The sequence below is a fragment of the Lactobacillus sp. CBA3606 genome (assembly GCF_002970935.1).
Classification (GTDB): domain Bacteria; phylum Bacillota; class Bacilli; order Lactobacillales; family Lactobacillaceae; genus Lactiplantibacillus.
In genome coordinates this window covers 2,273,288-2,292,599 of sequence record NZ_CP027194.1, presented here as the reverse complement: position 1 = coordinate 2,292,599, position 19,312 = coordinate 2,273,288, and the positions used below count along the sequence as shown (strand labels likewise).

The window sequence follows — 19,312 nt, the reverse complement described above, 5'->3', positions numbered from 1 at the left end:
CCTCCCACTTGATTCTAATTGACTTTTAATAATTATTCACGGTATCATGTGAACATGGTCAATTAAATCTACTGAAAAAGGTGGCAAAATCTATGGGGATTCGTCAGCGCTTATTCCAAAAAGAAGCTTTGGAGCGCTATCTACAAAAAGACAGTCAATTTGAGCGGACCTTATCCGCGATTGATCTAATTGCTTTAGGTATTGGGGCTGTTATCGGGACTGGTATTTTCATTTTACCCGGTACCGTCGCCGCAACTAAAGCCGGTCCAGGTATTATTTTATCATTCATCATTGCCGCAATCGTCTGTGCCGTCGCGGCGATGTGTTACGCCGAATTTGCATCGGTCTTACCCATTGCGGGTTCAGCTTATTCATATGGTAACATCGTTTACGGCGAAATGATTGGTTGGATTATCGGTTGGGCCCTCGTCTTAGAGTACGTCTTAGCAGTAGCGGCAGTGGCCGTTGGCTGGGCCGCTTACTTTAATTCATTCATTGCCGGTTTTGGCCTCAAATTACCGAAAGCCATCACGGGGTCCTTCGATCCGGCGCACGGCACCTACGTCAACTTGGTCGCAATTATTATCGTCTGTGTGATTGCTTGGATTATTGATGCCGGGCTCAAGACTTCGGTACGCTTGAACAATATCATTGTCGCCGTTAAATTAGCAATCATTATCATCTTTTTACTGGTGGGTTCCTTCTATGTGAAGCCCAGTAATTGGACGCCATTCGCACCGTTCGGGACGCAAGGGATTTTCCATGGTGCGGCGGTGGTCTTCTTCGCTTACTTAGGTTTTGATGCCGTTTCGTCATCCGCAGCCGAAGTCAAGAATGCCAAACGCAACATGCCGATTGGGATTATTGGAACGCTTGTAATTTGTACCGCCTTCTATATTATGGTTTCAGCCGTGTTAACTGGGATGGTCTCTTACAAGTTACTCAACGTGGATGATGCCGTCACTTTCGCCCTCCAACTCGTCCATCAAAACTTCGTTGCCGGGATTGTCTCCATCGGTGCATTAGCGGGCATGTTTACCATGATGGTCACGATGATTTATAGTAGTTCACGACTACTCTACTCGATTGGTCGTGACGGCCTCTTACCTAGCTTTTTAGGTAAAATCGACAAGCATCACGCACCTAAGCATGCGATGATTACAGTCACCGTCGTCATTTCAATCTTAGCGGGGTTCATTCCGCTTGGTCAATTAGCGAACTTGGTTAATATCGGAACCCTGATTGCCTTTACCTTTGTCTCCTTTGGTATTTTGCTACTACGGCGTAATCCAAAGTTAAATCAGATCAAAGGGTTCCGCGTGCCTTTTTATCCAGTCTTACCGATTGTTTCCGGGTGTTTATGTCTCTTCATGATGACCCAATTATCCTTGGAAACTTGGGTCGCTTCATTGGTTTGGTTTGTCTTTGGCCTCATTATTTACTTTAGCTATGGGGTCCATCATAGTAAAATGAACCAGAAGCTGGATGCTTAATTTCATGAAAATAGGATTGGTAGCAAGCATGCCCCAATCCTATTTTTCGCAAAATTAATGACAGCGATTTCATTTTACGTTATGATACAGTTACTTTTAAAGGAGGATGCTGCTATGCTACCACTAAAAATGAGTCATGCGGCCTTAACCAAGCACCGCGAACACGTTTTGACTTTAGTGACCAAAGCGCCTTGGCTGATTCCAGTCACGTTGACAATTGAGATGTTACCTTTTGCAATTAGTGCCCACGGCTTCTGGAAAACACGTCAACTGAGTAAACAGTTAAAAATTGAACGTGAGAAAACCAAGCAATTAGCGCTACAGCAAGTCGAAACAGCGACCACTTTTGCCAAAAAAGGCCGTCGTCATTAATGCATTATCGCGCTTGGACACCAGTCCAGGCGCTTTTTTTGCCATAAGCCGACCGCCAGTCCTTGAACCTCCCCATTACAAATGAATCTTAACAGTCGCACTAGCACCTAATAACTTGGCAACGGGGCAACGACTTTCGGCTAACGCCAACCAGCGAGCCGCCGTTGTCGCATCAACTGTCGGAATTGTCACCTGGGCATCCACCCAAAACTGATATCCAAACCGATCGCGTGATAGCTGTACCGTTGTGACCACTGTACTTTGATGTGGATAGTGGTGTTCCGCTTCAATCGCTGCCAAAGTCGCATTCAGACAAGTGCTCAACGCCAACCCCACCAGTTGTTCTGGATTAGTCCCTTCAGTGGCACTTAATGGGCTACTGACCGGCACTGCTAAACCCGCCGGCACATAGGCCTGTCCCGTGATTCCATCTGCATTAACCGCTTGGGTCGTATACAAAATCGGAAAATCTGCCATAATTAATCATCTCCAACTATCAGTTAATTTAAATGTAACACAAGCTTTATCCACTGTCAGTTTTGTCGGTGACTTAACCGACACCGCAACATTCATCGTCTGTCAACGTTTAACCCGCAACTGGCGTGTTATAATGTTAATTAAAAATAAAAAATAATTAATAGAGGAATCAACCTATGAAAAATAACCAATTTGCGATTGCACCGACGGATTCGGAAGCGGCTATCGCAGAACTCAAAAAAATTCATTTTATTACCCCGGAAATGACAACTTTAAAAACCGTCCCTGCAATTTATCGGGCACTCTTAGCCAAAAGTTTTCCCGAAGTCCATTCACCAGCGGGACTCCAGCATAAATTTGCTAATTTAATGGCGACCAGCCAACAGTCATTAACTGAATGGCTCGCCACCGCCACGGTCGTTAACAACCAAGTCTTTTATAACGTCGGGCTCCAATTATTGGGCTTCCTACCCGGACATGACTTCGACCTCGCCGACCCCCTGCTGGCAATGCGTGATATTCACCTCCCGATGGTCTGGGATAGCGCCTTTGACCGTGAATCACTTTACTATGCTTGGTATTTGCTTTTAAATACCCGTGGCAATCAAGGTCAAACGTTGATTGAAGTCTTAACGACTAAGGGTTTTTTTGTGCCGGCTTACCAATTACCCAATGACCAAAAGCCGTTGTTCTTTAACGGCAAAGCCCAGGCCGTCTTTGATACTAACCGGCTCATCCGCGAAGTCGTCTATGTAGAAGCGCCGTTAGACACGGATCATGATCAACAACGTGACCTTTTAAAAGTTGAAATCTTGCGCCCCGCTGAAACCGCAACCGGGCTTAAAGTTCCCGTCCTATATACCGCTAGTCCTTACAACCAAGGTATCAATAACCAAGCTGGTGATGCCCAAATGCACAACGTAGACGTCCCGTTAACCGCTAAAGAACCCGACGAGACCACCTATACCGATATTGAGGCTCACCCAGTCGACGAGCCCTTACCTGCACCACGAGTAACCGACAAAACAGCTACTCAGGCTGAAGAAACCTTTGGCCGTGAGCAATCCTATACCTTAAATGATTACTTCTTAGCCCGCGGCTTTGCCGTCGTTTACGCCGCTGGCATCGGCTCGGTAGATTCCGATGGTCTGACGTTGACTGGTTCAGTTGCCGAAACAACGGCTACCGTCGCCGTCATTGAATGGTTAACTGGTCAACGCGCCGCCTTCACCACTCGCGATGGCGATGTGGCAATCAAAGCTTGGTGGACTAACGGTGCTGTTGCGATGACTGGGCGCTCATATCTTGGCACCTTAGCCACTGCGGCGGCCACTACTGGTGTCGCTGGTCTTAAAACCATCATTTCAGAAGCAGCGATTTCAAGCTGGTATGATTATTATCGCGACAACGGCCTAGTTGTTGCTCCCGATACTTTCCAAGGTGAAGACACTGATGTCTTGGCTGCGGAAGTCTTTTCACGAAGTTTAAAAGCCGGTGATGCCCATCGCATTCAGCCCAAGTTCGACCAAACGCTGGCTGAATTAACCGCTGGTCAGGATCGCGCTACCGGAAGTTACAATCAATTTTGGGACGAACGTAACTACCGCAAACATATTAACCAGATTAAAGCGGACATTATCATGGTGCAAGGCTTGAATGACTGGAACGTTAAGCCGCGTAACGTGGCTAAGCTCTGGGATCAGTTACAAGCGGTCCCAGTCACTAAAAAGTTGATTTTACATCAGGGTCAACACATCTACATTAATAATTTACAATCACTTGATTTTACCGACATGATGAACTTATGGCTCAGCCACAAGTTATATGGCCTCGATAATCACGCTGAAACGTTGCTTCCAAACGTGTTAGTTCAAGATAATACTGCAACTGAAACGTGGCAAGCTTATGATAATTGGTGGCAAGACACGGATCAGTCCTTGGACTTCAAGGTTCAATATAAGGAATTAGTGCCGGCCGATTACCCCGTTGATCAACGGGCCGCCCACTTTACTGACAAGCTCCCTGATAAATTATTCGACTATTATCGCCAACACTTAACTGCCTGGCAAAATGATCTTATTAGTGAAGACAAAACTAATCCATTGTACGACCATCGGCTCCTGTTCAAATCTTGGCAAGCTCCCGGTGACCAATTATTGGTGGGACAACCCCATATTAGCGGTTCTGTGGCCGTTAACCAAAACTTTGGAATGTTAAGTTTTATGTTACTTGATTTCGGCTTGGCACAACGCCTAACCGTTAGTCCGCAACTAATCGCTTCGAAAGCCTTGGACCTTGGCTATCATTGGCGTGAGGATGATTTAAAAGACTTCAAGCTGGCCGCCAAGACACCTTACAAAATGATTACTAAGGGTCACTTGAACTTGCAAAATCGCCAACACCCTTGGCATGCTGAAGCCATTCAGCCTAATGAATTTTACGATTTCAGCTTAGATTTACAGCCGATTTTCCATCATTTGCTCGCCAAACATCAACTAGGCCTAGTTATTTATGCCACTGACATGAAGATGACGGTACGAGGCAATCAAGACTTACAATATTCGTTGAATTTAAATGATATTCAATTGCACATTCCTTTAAAAACAATTGCTAACGATTAATAAAAAAACATCTCAATTAATGCCGTTTTCGGTCGCTTAATTGAGATGTTTTTTATTCTAATATTCGTCGCAGTACCCTATTAACAATTAACAAAAATTCCCTTAGAGCTAAAAGATCTTTCAAGTCATACAGCACTATTTAATTAACACACTTTAATACTGATTAAAATCATTTAACCAACTTTATTAATAATAGTACGCCAACAATCCAGTCAGATTATTGTAGGTGGCTGATTTCATACTAGGAATATCACCTAAACAGCCCGAAAAGTCGCCATACCCACTTGGCACTTGTGAATCATTTAAATCTTGAACTGCATCATTATACATCTCTTTATCGCCAACTGTTGAAGCTATCATTGCTGCAATTGCATATGACGACGCTGCCGAATTTTTTTCAACTGGTGTCCCATCTGTATAATAATTATTGTAAAGTGTTCGATTATGGACATGTGACTTTACCCAACTAATACTGGCATCTTTAGCCTTACCTACTTGAGCCAAATGCAAAATAATCAATAAACTATCGATTGAATTAACTTCACCTTTGGCTTCTGGCAAGGTCGAATATTCTCCATTCTTATAACCATTCATATCGCCATAATAATAATAGGTCTGATAGTATGGAAAATCATCACCCAGGTAACCGCCTTCTAAAACATCTAATTGATCGTTATAATTTTTTTGACTTAATCCAGCTTCACCATAAACATACTTTAACTCTTGCATATCTAAATAGCACAGTCGAATTGCAGGCTCTTTAGTATTGTCCGTAAAACTAGTCCCATCAATCATTTTGCCATTCAACAAGGAATATTTTTTAAATCCAGCCACTAATTCTTTAATCTCGGTTGCTCGCGCATCTGATGGCGCCTTAGCTTGCATTATAGTTAGTGCCCGCATGATTCGTAAATCATCTAATGATGCATTGCCTGCCTTATGTGTTTTAGTCCGTGTGTTGTACATCCAGTAAAACGAACCATCATTATTAGAAAACGTTTTTTTTACTTGCGCATAATAATTATCAAAACCGGTTGCATCTCCACGCAAAGCCAATGTTTCTAAATATAGTCCCGCTGATTCTGTAATCTGATTAAACATATCAGTATCGGTATCAACTGACGCTTTTTCATCCTCAGTCATATAGCCAGAATAAATGCCTGTATCTGTCATCATTGTATTAATTGTATAATTATCTAGGGCAGTCACTTTACTAGCAACCACATTACTATTATTTTTACTTAATGCCGTAATATTAGCCACTTCAGTTGGACTAATCTGTGCCATTGGATCAGTGACTGTAGCATCCGTTTCAGGGGTATTAAAACTGAGTGTATCCCAAGTAGCATATGATGATCCATTTTCTGAAGCATTGACTGAAAATTGAATTTGTACTGCGGTTGCTGCGGAAACCTTGCTCAAATCCAATTCAATCTGCTGTTTATCTTTATTAATAGCTAGTGTTAACTTGTCATTACTAGAAAATTTTATTTCCACGGTTGGATTAACACTACTAAAAGAACCGTCAGCTTGTTTAAATCCTTTAAACAAACTACTAAAGGGAATTTCCACTTTTTGTTTATCATCACTAAAATTTAAGCTAGTGGCTGGCAATGTATACGTCCCACTGACAGTATGACCAGCAAATCCATAGTTAATATCAGTGTACGTTGAAGTAGTGTTTTTAAAACTTATTTTCGAAGATAACACCCAACTAGGACTGGTACTAGTTAACTGATAACTACCTAATCCCAACGAATACAACTTGTCACCTCCAGGCATCGTATCTGGTAATTTTAAAATTGTATTCCCACTGAAATCTGCCTGAACAAGTCCTGTTGCATACTGTAATCCACTTAAATTCGTAATTTTTGTTGAATCAACTTGTAGATATCTAATATCTGCTAACATTTTAGGTGTAACTTGATCAATCGAAGTCGTCTCATAACCACCGTTTGAATTAACTGATTGACCTAGGTCATGCAAGGCAGTATATACAGTCTGTTGCAATGCCTTATCTGGCATCCAGTCATCAATACTTTCAGTTGAACTTGTCCCCAAAGTATCAGCCCTTACTACTGGCATGGACATGACCGCAAATATTCCGCCAAAAACTATAGTAATCAATAAAACTATCTCAACAACTCGATTAACTTTTTTCATTAAATTTACCCCTACCTTTTAAAATTCCAATTTACATAATACTAATATATTAATAACACATATACAATAAAATTAATAAACAAACGAGGTGCAGATAAAAAAGGAAACCGCTTTCTTTTTTTGCGTTTTGAACTATAATTAGTTAGTAAAGATTTTTAACTTTTGAATTTTCCAACGAAAGGATGAGTATTATGTTCGGATATAATATTAAAGATGATTACAATGCTAAAGGCGATGGCACAACTGATGATACTGTAGCCATTCAAGCTGCTTTAGATGCTGCCCATGCAACTAGCGGCGGTATCATATTTTTTCCATCTGGTACTTATTTAATTACTGCTACACTTACAATTTATAGCAATACTACTTTATTAGGTGCTGCCCAAAATGCAACAACCATCGTTCAGAATGATCTCCCTTTGCATCTCCTTGGTAAAGATGTCAGCTACATAACAATTAAGAATATTTCATTTAAAGGGCCTGGCATGGATGCCTCTTGGGGTGGCGGCATTTCTTTTAATCGAGAAAATGCCGGTAATACAGAAGGGATTGTCTTCGAAAATGTAACTTTACAGGGGATTGTTGGCAATGCTCTTGGTATTGATTGCCCCATCACCTCTTCCTTTACAAATGTAAAAGTTGTCGGTGTGGTTGGTGATGGCTTTTCATTTTGGGGTAGTGGAACCTCTGTAGTTATGAATAATTGTTATGCCATTACCTGTACCCAAGCAGGCTATGATTTCAACCAGTTAAATTATTCAACATGTAACGGTTGTGCAGTCGAAGTTTGCGGTATTGGATTTTATTTAAACAATAATTGTAATAATGTATCTCTAATTAGTTGTGGTGCTGAAGACGAAGTAATTCGGTCAGATGATTATCCTGGCGTAGATTATCAGGTAGTCGGCGGTGTTGGCAATTCATTAATATCTTGTTATTCACGTAATAATGTTGCTACTGGTGCTGGAATTGTCCTTAAGGGTGGCAATCCTACTATTATCGGTTACCGTCAAATCGGAGCCTGTCCCAATAGCATTGTTGGTGATGCCAACGTGCATGTTGAATTGTTAAGCCCAAGTATGGGATCAGCAACTAATCTACAACCTGGTACTGTGGGCCAAACTGGCACTACTGCCAATCGACCAACTCAAAACATCTATGCAGGTTACCAATATTACGACACTGATTTAAAGAAAAGCGTTTGGTATGATGGTACCGCTTGGCTTGATGCATTAGGAACGACTGCTTAATTGATACGATTTTATTTTTACACTCTAAATACTGTCCCAATTAGAATTTAATTTACTAATTGGGACAGTATTTTATTTAAAACATTTAGAGTGGCTTCGTTCGCCAGCAAATCGACCACAATTTTATAATGAAAGTATTCCACAACTAAAAGTATTGTGTTATGTTAAAGTTAATGGTCATAATAAATCAAGTGCCATAGCGTCATTACTTGAGTTTATTAAACAGAATGGGGTAATCAGATGTTGAAAATTGGGATTCTTATTCCAGCACTCAATCCAGATAACAAATTAATTCAATTAGTTCAAGCACTACTCAGTGATAACGAGCTTGCACCACTCACAACCGCAATTACGATCGTTGATGATGGCAGTGATTCGGCCCATCAAGCGATTTTTTCAAAATTATTAGCTTTAGCTTCAACCAAGCTCACTATCTTACATCACGCCGAAAACCGTGGTAAGGGCGCCGCTTTAAAAACTGGCTTTACTCAGCTACAGCAAGTCGCTCCCGACTTAGACGGGATTGCGACGATGGATTCTGATGGTCAACATACCGTCGCTGCATTAGTTAGTTGTCTTAACAAATTCAAAGTTAATCCAGACAGCTTAGTCATTGGCGTCCGGCATTTTACTAACGACATTCCATTTCGTAGCCAGTTCGGTAATCTCTTAACAAGTGGGTTAGTGCGGCTACTCACTCATCAAAATATTTCAGATACTCAGACGGGTTTACGACTGATTCCGTTTAAATACACGCAAACGCTTATCACCTTTCCTGGTAATCGTTTTGAGTTTGAATTCGACATGTTACTACAAGCCAAAAAATATGGCGTTGTCGTTGTCGAAGCCCCAATACCTACAATCTATTTAGATGGCAATGCATCCTCTCATTTTAGAGTGGTCCGCGATTCGTTGGCAATCTATTCTCGATTTCTTAAATTTTCAATCAGTGGCCTAGCTTCTTTCGTTGTCGATATTAGCTTGTTTGGGCTAATCATGTGGGTCCTAGCGAATCGGTCGCTACATGCCATCATGATTGCGACTGTAACGGCTCGCCTACTGTCCGCCGTAGTTAACTATCTCATCAATCATCACCTGGTTTTTGACAATGCTGGCGAACAGACCGTCCTTAAATATGCTGGTCTCTTAACCGTTCAGGCCATTGCATCAGGCTATTTAACTACCGGCTTAACTCATTTACTGGTGCTGCTTTCAACTGGCAGCCTAGTCCCGGTTCTAGCTAAAATCATCGGTGATTTTGGTTTATTTTTAATTAGCTATCATATTCAAAAAACTTACATTTTTAAAACGACTAACGAGGCGACTCATCATGTCAAATAAGCGCCGTTTGCTTTATTTTCTAGCAATTGCGCTATCAATCGTTTATTTACTCTGGCGTATCTTTTTTACAATTCCTTGGCACGCCCAAATATTCACGTTGGTTTTTGCCCTGCTATTAGTTTTGAGCGAGATTTTATCAAATACAACTGGCTTTATTTTAATCTTCTTTCGAATGCGCGCTACTAAAAACCAGTGGCACTTAACAGTTCCCGACTATGATCCTGAACAACCACTCCCAGATGTCGATATTATTATCGTCACTCATAATGAAGAAGTCGATTTATTACGAAAAACGATCAATGCGGCCACTTTTATTGATTACCCCGATAAAAGTAAAGTCCACGTGGTCGTTTCTGATGACGGCAATCGTCCTGAGGTTCAAGCCTTAGCAGCACATTATCACATCGGCTATTCCGGTATGGAAAACAATCACCAAGCTAAATCTGGCAACATCAACCATACTTTGGAAAAGTTAACGTCTCCTTTATTTGTGGTTTTTGATACGGATATGATTCCATTTTCTGGTTTTTTAAATGCGATTGTACCATTGTTTACGGAAAATTTTAAACAACTTGAAGCCGATCCGGACCATACTGAACCGCTAGGCTTTGTGCAAACCCCGCAAAGTTTTTATAATGCGGATATTTTCCAGTTTAATTTATTTTCAGAAAAAGTCATTCCTAATGAACAAGATTTCTTTTCACGCGACATCAACGTACTAAATGGTGGGAACAAACGGGCCCTCTTTACAGGATCAAACGCCGTCTTTTTGCGTAAAGCCGTTGATGAAGTTGGGGATTTCCCGACTGATACAATCACAGAAGACTTTGAATTAGGAACAATGTTGAATATGGCTGGCTATATTAGTTTAGCCACTAAGGTGCCACAGTCTAGCGGTATTACCCCCATCGATATTAAAGGGGTCATTAAACAGCGTACCCGTTGGGCGCGAGGTGTCATGCAAAGTTGTCGTAACTTGCACATCTTTACCAATCCTAAATTATCCGGTATGAATCGCGTGATTCTCATCAATACTTATTTCTATTGGTGGGCTTTCTTTCGCCGCATGATTTATATGATTGCGCCAATTCTCTACGCACTATTTAAAATTCAAGTGGTCAATGCTAATTTTTGGATTTTGATGATTATCTGGGCGCCTGGTTACTTTTTATTGCACTATGTCATGGGTGATACTTCGGGAATGGGCGATACTGCTAAAATCCGTAATGAGCGTTGGGGTGAAGTCCAGGAAACCTTCTTTGCCCCCTATCTCTTCATCCCAGTTATTTTGGAAACACTTGGTATCAAAGCCAAAAAGTTTAAGGTAACTTCAAAAAATGTCACTTATTCCATTAAAGATAAACTTTATATTTTGCCATACTTATTTTTATGGAGTATCACGTTGATTGCCATTATCAAGTTTAATTATGGTAAATACGGTTCTGAAATTCTGGTCGGGAGTGTCATCACCTTCTGGTTACTCATGCATTTTATTAATTTAAGTATGTGTCTCTTCATCTCAATGGGCCGACCAGTCTATCGTAAGAATGAACGTTTTATCCGCCAAGTAACGGGTCAAGTCCAAGCAGTTAAAGGCGCTTGGCATGCCATCACAACTGAAGATGTCTCTGAAGGGGGCGTTGCTTTTACCATTGATGACGGCGCTGCCGATGACATTGCTGAGGGTGACACCATTAACTTAAAAATCAAACATCAAGATTTTGACGTCCAGCTGAGTGGTAAAGTTGCTCGGATTAGTCAACATGGCAATACCACCATCTATAGTACGCAAGTACAGGTTGCAGCCGATGCTAATCGTGATCATTTCCTGCAACTCATTTATGACGGTGCGAATACAACACTCCCCAGTGTTCAAAATACATGGGTAACCCCGTTCGATGAGCTTTATATGAATTTAATTGTTCGGGCAAAGACATTCGAACGTGATCTCAGTCGTCGTTTCAATCGTTTCTAGGAGGAACCGCTTTGATTAAGGCTTTAATCGGTGTATTTTTATACTTTTTAGGATTACTTGGTTACAATGGCACACTGCGCCGAATGGGCGTGTCACCATACTTAGCTTGGATTACCGCCATGCTTGTCCAAATTTTAATGCTCTATATATTTGCGATGACCGGTAATTTGAATTTAGGAATTCAATTAGTCACTTATTTTGGTATCGGCTTATTGATCCTATGGTTTGGCCTGAGTTTTTGGCACCGTGGCCGACTTAAATTCGAAGGAATTCATCTCTTTGACTTTTGGATGGTTGGCTTAGGTCTTGCCACTGGTCAGGTGCTCTTAAACAGTCCTCTAGTTCATTATGATAATTTTTCACATTGGGCAGTCATGGTCAAGTTTATGACCTTTACTGGTCACCTTCCAGGAGCGGCGGATAAATTGATTTCATTCACCTCTTATCCGCCTGCCACAGCACTTTTTATTACTCAGTTCGTTCACTGGGCTGGTTTTAGTGACGGCACCATGTTATTAGGTCAATTTATTTTAATTTGGGGCGCAGCCTATGCTATTTTTGCTGGGCTACGCGATCGTTCGCGTGCTTTGACGGGCTTTGCCTTATGTTTTACTTTAGCTATTTCCTTCGTCTTTAACGTGGCAATTCGCTTGAATAACTTATTAGTCGATTATGTGCTACCCATCATCACCATCGCCGCTCTAGTGGGCATCTTCGCTTACCGCAAACGACCACGGTTGCTCTGTGCACACACCGCCCTCTTTGTGGCAGTTTTATTACTAGTAAAGAACTCTGCAACTTTCTTTGTTGTGATGATTGGAATCTATTTCTTGTATATCTTGATTACTAACAGTCAAGGTCACTGGTATCGGCGTTTAATCGAAACACCCATCCGTTTGCTTGGCACCCTACTGATTGCCGCTCTGCCATTTATGTGGTGGGAGTGGCACGTGAAGCACACCTTTACGGTTTCCAAGCATCAAATCAGTACCCAAGCATATGCCAAGCAATTGAATGGTGAAAGTCACCAAGCATTATTCAAAATTGGTCATAAATTTTTAGAACAGATTCTGAGCTTGAATTCATTATCCACTAAGGGAATTTTATTAATTAATGTGGTCTTAATCATTGCTTGGTTTGTTATCCGACTACGTGCCCACCGGCCTAATAAGTTACTGGGAATGGTGCTCCTATTAGACTTAGTCTTTATCGCCTATTATGGTAGCCTGTTTGGAATGTATATCTTATCAATGCCATATGCCGAAGCTATTTTATTGGATGGTTTCGAACGTTACATGGCAAGTATTGTAATTTTAAACTTGTTCATTGCCGCGATTGCGTTAGTTCGTGCGATTGATCAATCGTTGTTTGAACAGAACTTTCAAAAACGCAATACCCAAGCTTTTCGTAGCGCTGCCACTAAAAATATGTATCAAGTCTCTACTTTAGTCACCGGCTTTTTTGCCATTACGATGATGTATTCTGAAATCACCGGGACTAAATTCACGAATAAAATGAACCATAATACGTTACCGCTACAAATACAACGAATTTCGAAGCCTTGGTCGCATTTAAATCATAAAAAAGTTCTCATCGTTGACCCTGAAGCGGTCGATGTTAATGATTATTACGCCGGCTACGTCGGTCGCTACTATTACTTTACCGACCAAGCCATCGGCCAAGAAAACTTTATGATGACGCCCAAAGCTTTTAAAAAGACGCTCGCAACTTATGATTACGTGGCAATTCCTGAAACCCACCGGACATTTACCGTTTTAACGCAAAAAGTCTATCATCAACACGTTGTCACCGGCCTATTTAAAATCACGCCACATGGGCTAAAGCGGCTCCACTAACTCACGAAAGCAGGCATCAAGTTGGCAATAATCGGATTTATCTTTTTTAGTTTAGCTTTAATTGGCTACAGTAGTGCCATGCGTTGGCTTCATGTCAATCCCTATCTAACTTGGATTACGGGCATTTTAGTCCAAATCATGCTCCTCTTTGGCTTTGCCATGTTAGGCTGGTTACGCCTTGGTATCTGGCTGGTCACCAGTTTCGGTGTCATCTTATTAATCCTCCGCCTCAGTTTGGGCTATTTTGGTAAGCTCGCCTTTAAGTATGAAGGCTGGCACCTTTTTGATGGTTGGATGATCGTCCTGGGTCTCGCCATGGCAAGTGTGCTGATTCACAGCCCATTAATTCATTACGATAATTTTTCACACTGGGCCACCATTGTTAAGTTTCTAACCTATACAGGGCATTTACCTGGGGCTCATGACGCCATTATTTCATTTACGTCCTATCCCCCTGCTACGGCCCTGTTTATCACCCAATTCGTCACGTTCGTTGGCTTCAATGCGGGGACCATGTTAGTGGCCCAGTTTGGACTAATTTGGGCGGCGAGCTATGCTATTTTTGCCACATTACGCGATCGCACCCGGGGGTTAAATTCGATGTTGCTGTGTCTCGCCATCGCCATCTCATACGTTTTTAATATCAACATTCGCTTAAATAACTTATTAGTTGATTACGTCTTGGCAATTCTCACTATGGCTGCCTTGGTGGGAATCTTTATTTATCGTAACCGGCCACGGATACAGGCTGCCCATGTTGCCTTGTTCAGTGGCAGTCTCCTACTCGTCAAAAATTCAGCCGCCTTCTTTGTCGCGCTGATTGCCGGATACTATTTATACACCTTATTCACCCAAACACCCGCCGGACCATGGTTCAAACGAACAATCAAGCTCAGTGCTACCTTTTTAGGAACGATCTTAGTTGCTGCCTTACCTTTTATCTGGTGGGAAATCCACGTGCATCTCACCTTTACTAATTCCAAACACGAAATTAGTGCCCAGGCTTATCAAAGTCAATTATCTCAAGATGGTTGGCAAGGATTTTTAAAGATTGGGCAGCAATTTGTTCACCAAATCTTTAATCTGGGGTCTTTATCCACGCAGGGCTTGCTCGGTTTGAATTTACTCTTAATTGGGGCTTGGGCCATTATCAAGTATGGCTGTCATCATCCTAATAACCTATTCAAACACTTAGGCTGGTTAGATCTGATTAGTTTACTGTATTACTTTAGCTTACTTGGCATGTACGTCTTTTCGATGCCCTATGCTGAAGCAATCACGCTGGACGGCTTTGAACGCTACATGTCAACTGTCGTTGTCCTGAACCTGCTGATTGGGGCCATTTGGCTGGTACGCGTGATGGACGAAACCTTCTACGAACAGGACTTTGCGCATCGCAGTCCTGAAGCCTTTCGCTCAATCATCACCAAAACCACCTATCAGTTAACGACTTTTTTAATGCTATTTTTTGCAGTGATTATGATGTATTCTGAAATTAACGGTACAAATTTTACGAACCACTATAATCGCCGCACCCTGCCGGTCAAGTTAACTAAGATTGCACAGCCATGGACCCATTTGAATAAAACTAAGCTGTTGATTGTCGATCCACAAAAAGTTGAAGTAACGACTTATTACGCTGGTTACTTAGCAAATTACTACTTTTTCACAAGCAATGCGACGGGGCAAGCCGTTTTTAGCAAGTCACGCACCGCCTTCAAACAAAATCTCAGTCAGTATGATTATGTTGCCATTCCTAAATATGATCAAAGTTTTACCCTGGGAATCCATAAAAGTTATCATCAAACCATTCGAACCGGCTTTTATCGGATTCATGCGCACCGGTTGCAAAAGCTCAGCGCTCAACAAGTCATACATTAAGGTCAACCTAAAAAAGCAGTTTTAAGTGCCGTTTACCACGGTGACTTAAAACTGCTTTTGTGTCTTATTTAATTTTTGTTCACTTCGGCAATTCGATTTGCAATCAAGGCCGTTAAATGCCGATTTCCTGTCGGATTAGGGTGCACATTGTCACTCCCGAACCAACTGGATTGATTCAACGCCGCTTGATACCAATCAATCACATGCACATTAGCATGCTGCTTAGCAGTCTTGGCAATCTGGTTATTGACTTGATTTTGCCAACTTTGAGTTGGCACATGCGCCGTCACCCAAAAGATCTGATGATCGGCACCAATCGTATTGACGACCTGTTCCGCTTGCGCCGACGTAATTGCCCCATTGGTGCCAATGTTAACTAGCACATTACGGGCCAGCTGGCCTTGCGCCTTTAAGGCGGCGACAATGCCAGGAACATCCGCAACTTGACGACCCACTTTACCTTGAACGATAGTCCCCGGAATAACTTGTTGTAAATCCGGTGAAACATCTAACAAGACTGAATCCCCAACTGCGGTCAAATCCGTCGCATTCATCGCTAGCACAACTTGTGGCTTCAAATCATAATCTGAAGCGACTTTTTTCTGTCCTTCAGATAACTTTTCATAAGCTTGCTTAGTCTTCAGCTTATCAGCTGCCAATTGTTTGGATTGTGAAGAAGCTTTAGCGGCAGCGGCTTTTTGGCGTTTCAAGGCCGCTGCATTTTTCGCCTTAACTGACTTAGAGTTGGCCGTAATGGTCTTTTGTAACGCCGTTTTTTGGACACTTGAGGCTTTACCTGGCTGTTGCACAAATCCAACCGCCGTAATCACGAAGAAGATCGCCGCTAAGCTCGCAATCGTCCCAGTAACCCGATTAAAAGCGGGCTTCTTAAACAAGTGGGTAAAGATCTGACCATAGTTATAATGCCGCATCGGATTCTCAATAAAACGATAACTTAATTCCGTAACTAACAAGATTAGCGCAACTTCCACCAAGCTATGCCATAACGGATGGTTACCAATATTTTTAACTTTAGTTTCGTAGAAAATCATGACTGGAAATTGATACAGATAGATGCCATAACTCCGTTGACCAATATACGTGAAGACAGGATTAGTCAATAACCGGTTCATATGACTCGCCGGGTGGGCGACCGTCGCAACCAAGACGCCGGAAAGGACCGTGAAAAGTAACATGCCACCGCGATAAGTGAAAGCAGCTTGCCCCGATAAGTTAAAGAACATCACAATCAAAGCAAGCAATGACCCGCCCCCCAAAACATCTAGGGTGACCTGATTACTGAATGCAACTTCTCGTGGCAATTCTCGTGAAGGCCAGATAAAGGCTAAACCGGACCCAATTAGAATGGCAAACATCCGCGTATCCGTCCCGTAATAAACCCGGTTCGTATTAGCTGGATCATACAAGAGGGCCATTGCCAATGCTGAGACTAGTGCAGCGCCCATCATGAGCCAGAAAATATGCGCACGCTTTTTCAAAATCAACATTAGCCCAATGACAATTAAAGGCCATAGTAAGTAATATTGCCCTTCAATGGAAAGCGACCATAAATGGGTAAACGGTGATTCACCATTGAACCGGTCAAAATAACTTTGTCCGTGCCCAATTTCAAACCAATTATAGACATATAACAGGTTCGTCATGACAGTCGCCCGAATATTCGTTAACAACGACCGTTGAAACAAGGTAATGTACGTCGTCGTCGCTAGTAACATCGTCACTAACGCTGGATATAAACGCCGTAACCGGCGACCATAAAATTGCCATAGCCCGATGCTACCCTTGCTAGTCCATTCTTGTAATAAAATATCTGTAATTAAATAACCCGAAACGACAAAGAAAATCGGGACCCCCAAATAACCGCCTTGTAGCGATGCCGGCATTAAATGGTAAATAATCACACCTAAAACTGCAATTGTTCGAATGCCATCAAAGCCGGTAATATATCGACGTGGATGCATTGTGTGTTGATTCATCTTCCCCATCGCGCGACTCAGGTTCACGCCCTGCAAATTTTCCTTCATTTCCCATTACCCCTTGAATTGTTGCTAAGTAGTCAATACTCGCATTCATTATACCAGTACCTCTACTATAATATGCCGACCGCCCACTTGACCAGCAATAACTCGATTTCTTTAGTTATTTTTATTAACCACTTTATTCATTAAACCTAACAAGTACCATTTATAACCAAATTTACTTAATTTCTGAATCCGAAGCGCGTTGGCAAGCGTCGTAAAATGGCCTTCGCCACAATGACAACCAATACCAGCTTGATTAATGCGGGGATTAAAAAGGGCATGACACCACTACTCATCGCTGCTGTCCAAGTTAAATTCGCAGTTAAAACCAACCAGTAGGCCCCTGCAAATAGTTGGACGATTGCACCGACGATATTGCCAATAATTAAAGCTAACGTTGGTTTGAATACCTTACAAAAGGCCCCTACTAACCAGACATATAAGAAAAATCCCCACAGGTAACCGCCGGTTGGCCCAAATAACGCCGCTAAACCCGCGGTATTACCAGCAAAAACTGGTAAGCCGATTAAGCCTAGCAATAAATAAATAGCAATCGTCCACGTGCCAGTCGCAATCGGCACGATACTGGCAATTAGACCCACCGCTAAAGTCTGACCCGTCAACGGAATCAAACCCAATGGAATCGTTATTTTCGAACAAAGTGCTAGCCCAACCGCTAATTCTGCGGCGATAATTAATTGACTCAAAGTCTGTTTTTTAACCATGATAGTCCCCCGTCAATACTGTGACCTTCGTAATCTCACCAGAACTTAGTCGTTGGCTATCACCTGACGGCAATTGTACAACCAAGGCCCCGGTTGAATCAATGTCTTTTACTAAACCTGTAATTCTTTTTTGACCACTTGTTAACTCAACTTGTTGTCCAATTACCATTGATAATTGCCGATAATCAGCCATGAAATCTCCCGTCTGATAGGTTTGATAGCCTGTAAAGAATTGATTAAGCAGCGCACTGATAATCTGGTTACGGGTGACGGTCGTCTGCTGTGTGACAGCTCCAGCCTTAGCTTGCAGGTCATCAGGAAAGGCCCGTGTCGTTAAATTAATCCCGATTCCCACAATCACCGTCGAAATATGTCCTGTTTCCAAATCAGTAACGGCTTCTGATAAAATCCCCACCGCCTTATGCTGATCAACTAGCACATCATTGACCCATTTTAGGGCAACTTTGACTGGCAATAAAGCCGTTAACGTTTTAGCAACGGCAACGGCGGTACTAGTTGTCAACAAGCCTGGATCCAATGGGGTCGTCGGCGTAATGGGTAAGCCGATACTTAAATAAATTCCAGTTGATTTAGGCGAATAAAAGTCACGCCCTAATCGGCCATAGCCAGCCGTTTGGGTATCTGCCACCACGACAATTGGTTGCGTAAACGTTTGCTTAGTCGTTAAGCGTTTTAGATACGCATTCGTCGAATCAACGGTTGGCAAAACTTGGATTTTCGGCAGTACCGCCAGCTGTAATCCCGCGGCAATAACGGGCGCACTTAATTGGTTATTCGGCACATACCGATAGCCACGCCCATGGCGACTTTCAAATGAATAACCGGCCGCCTGTAACCCTTGGATTGCTTTCCAAATCGCGGTGCGACTAACCCCGAACTGTTGGGCCAATTGATCGCCTGAATAATATTTGGGCGCTCGTTCTAATAACGCTTGTAAAAGTGCTGTTGAGTTAAGCATCTGATAACCTCACCTTTTTAATTTGTTAACCTATTATTCCATATTGGTTAACTAATCGCAACAGCTCATCGTCACTCACCCCAGTTGCTTTGACCCCAGTCCGTTAACAGTGGTAGTATAATGACTAACTATTAAGA

At 42.2% G+C, this 19,312-nt stretch carries 13 protein-coding genes; 8 read left to right on the top strand and 5 right to left on the bottom strand.

Annotated elements, in window-relative coordinates; genetic code table 11:
* Window positions 1-92: 92 nt before the first annotated feature.
* Window positions 93-1,493, top strand: a complete 1,401-nt coding sequence (locus C5Z26_RS11080) for an amino acid permease (RefSeq protein ID WP_105450006.1) — start codon at window positions 93-95, stop codon at window positions 1,491-1,493.
* Window positions 1,494-1,607: 114 nt separating this feature from the next.
* The gene (locus tag C5Z26_RS11075) at window positions 1,608-1,865 is read left to right on the top strand and encodes a transposase (protein ID WP_105450005.1); all 258 of its coding nucleotides are present in this window, start codon (window positions 1,608-1,610) and stop codon (window positions 1,863-1,865) included.
* A 75-nt stretch (window positions 1,866-1,940) separates the two neighbouring features.
* Here the strand turns inward: C5Z26_RS11075 and C5Z26_RS11070 are convergent, their stop codons facing one another.
* The gene (locus tag C5Z26_RS11070) at window positions 1,941-2,342 is read right to left on the bottom strand and encodes an OsmC family protein (RefSeq protein ID WP_105450004.1); all 402 of its coding nucleotides are present in this window, start codon (window positions 2,340-2,342) and stop codon (window positions 1,941-1,943) included.
* Window positions 2,343-2,518: 176 nt separating this feature from the next.
* On the opposite strand from C5Z26_RS11070, the gene C5Z26_RS11065 reads away from it, so the two are divergent.
* Complete coding sequence (locus C5Z26_RS11065; RefSeq protein ID WP_105450003.1) at window positions 2,519-4,963, top strand: Xaa-Pro dipeptidyl-peptidase; 2,445 nt, start codon at window positions 2,519-2,521, stop codon at window positions 4,961-4,963.
* A gap of 186 nt (window positions 4,964-5,149) precedes the next feature.
* On the opposite strand, the gene C5Z26_RS11060 is transcribed toward C5Z26_RS11065, so the two are convergent.
* Window positions 5,150-7,126, bottom strand: a complete 1,977-nt coding sequence (locus C5Z26_RS11060) for a hypothetical protein (RefSeq protein WP_105450002.1) — start codon at window positions 7,124-7,126, stop codon at window positions 5,150-5,152.
* 191 nt (window positions 7,127-7,317) lie between these two features.
* On the opposite strand from C5Z26_RS11060, the gene C5Z26_RS11055 reads away from it, so the two are divergent.
* The 5 genes from C5Z26_RS11055 to C5Z26_RS11035 all read left to right on the top strand — a co-directional run bounded on the left by C5Z26_RS11055 (window position 7,318) and on the right by C5Z26_RS11035 (window position 15,429).
* Window positions 7,318-8,376 carry a glycosyl hydrolase family 28-related protein gene (locus tag C5Z26_RS11055; protein ID WP_105450001.1) on the top strand — a complete coding sequence of 353 codons (1,059 nt, stop codon included), beginning with the start codon at window positions 7,318-7,320 and terminating at the stop codon, window positions 8,374-8,376.
* 240 nt (window positions 8,377-8,616) lie between these two features.
* The gene (locus C5Z26_RS11050) at window positions 8,617-9,717 is read left to right on the top strand and encodes a bifunctional glycosyltransferase family 2/GtrA family protein (protein WP_105450000.1); all 1,101 of its coding nucleotides are present in this window, start codon (window positions 8,617-8,619) and stop codon (window positions 9,715-9,717) included.
* Entirely contained in the window at window positions 9,707-11,692 is a 1,986-nt protein-coding gene (locus C5Z26_RS11045) for a glycosyltransferase family 2 protein (RefSeq protein ID WP_105449999.1), read from the top strand. Before C5Z26_RS11050 ends, C5Z26_RS11045 begins: the two co-directional genes overlap by 11 nt.
* A gap of 11 nt (window positions 11,693-11,703) precedes the next feature.
* The gene (locus C5Z26_RS11040; RefSeq protein WP_234005682.1) at window positions 11,704-13,548 is read left to right on the top strand and encodes a glycosyltransferase family 39 protein; all 1,845 of its coding nucleotides are present in this window, start codon (window positions 11,704-11,706) and stop codon (window positions 13,546-13,548) included.
* A 21-nt stretch (window positions 13,549-13,569) separates the two neighbouring features.
* Entirely contained in the window at window positions 13,570-15,429 is a 1,860-nt protein-coding gene (locus C5Z26_RS11035) for an ABC transporter permease (RefSeq protein WP_105449998.1), read from the top strand.
* Between the two features lie 68 nt (window positions 15,430-15,497).
* Here the strand turns inward: C5Z26_RS11035 and C5Z26_RS11030 are convergent, their stop codons facing one another.
* From C5Z26_RS11030 to C5Z26_RS11020, 3 genes are all read right to left on the bottom strand, one after another.
* Window positions 15,498-17,474: an acyltransferase family protein gene (locus C5Z26_RS11030; RefSeq protein WP_105449997.1), complete on the bottom strand. Its 1,977-nt coding sequence runs from the start codon at window positions 17,472-17,474 to the stop codon at window positions 15,498-15,500.
* Between the two features lie 176 nt (window positions 17,475-17,650).
* On the bottom strand, window positions 17,651-18,196 hold the full coding sequence (locus C5Z26_RS11025; protein ID WP_105449996.1) for a biotin transporter BioY: 546 nt from the start codon (window positions 18,194-18,196) through the stop codon (window positions 17,651-17,653).
* On the bottom strand, window positions 18,189-19,175 hold the full coding sequence (locus C5Z26_RS11020; protein ID WP_105449995.1) for a biotin--[acetyl-CoA-carboxylase] ligase: 987 nt from the start codon (window positions 19,173-19,175) through the stop codon (window positions 18,189-18,191). The genes C5Z26_RS11025 and C5Z26_RS11020 overlap by 8 nt, the downstream gene beginning before the upstream one ends.
* Window positions 19,176-19,312 lie beyond the last annotated feature (137 nt).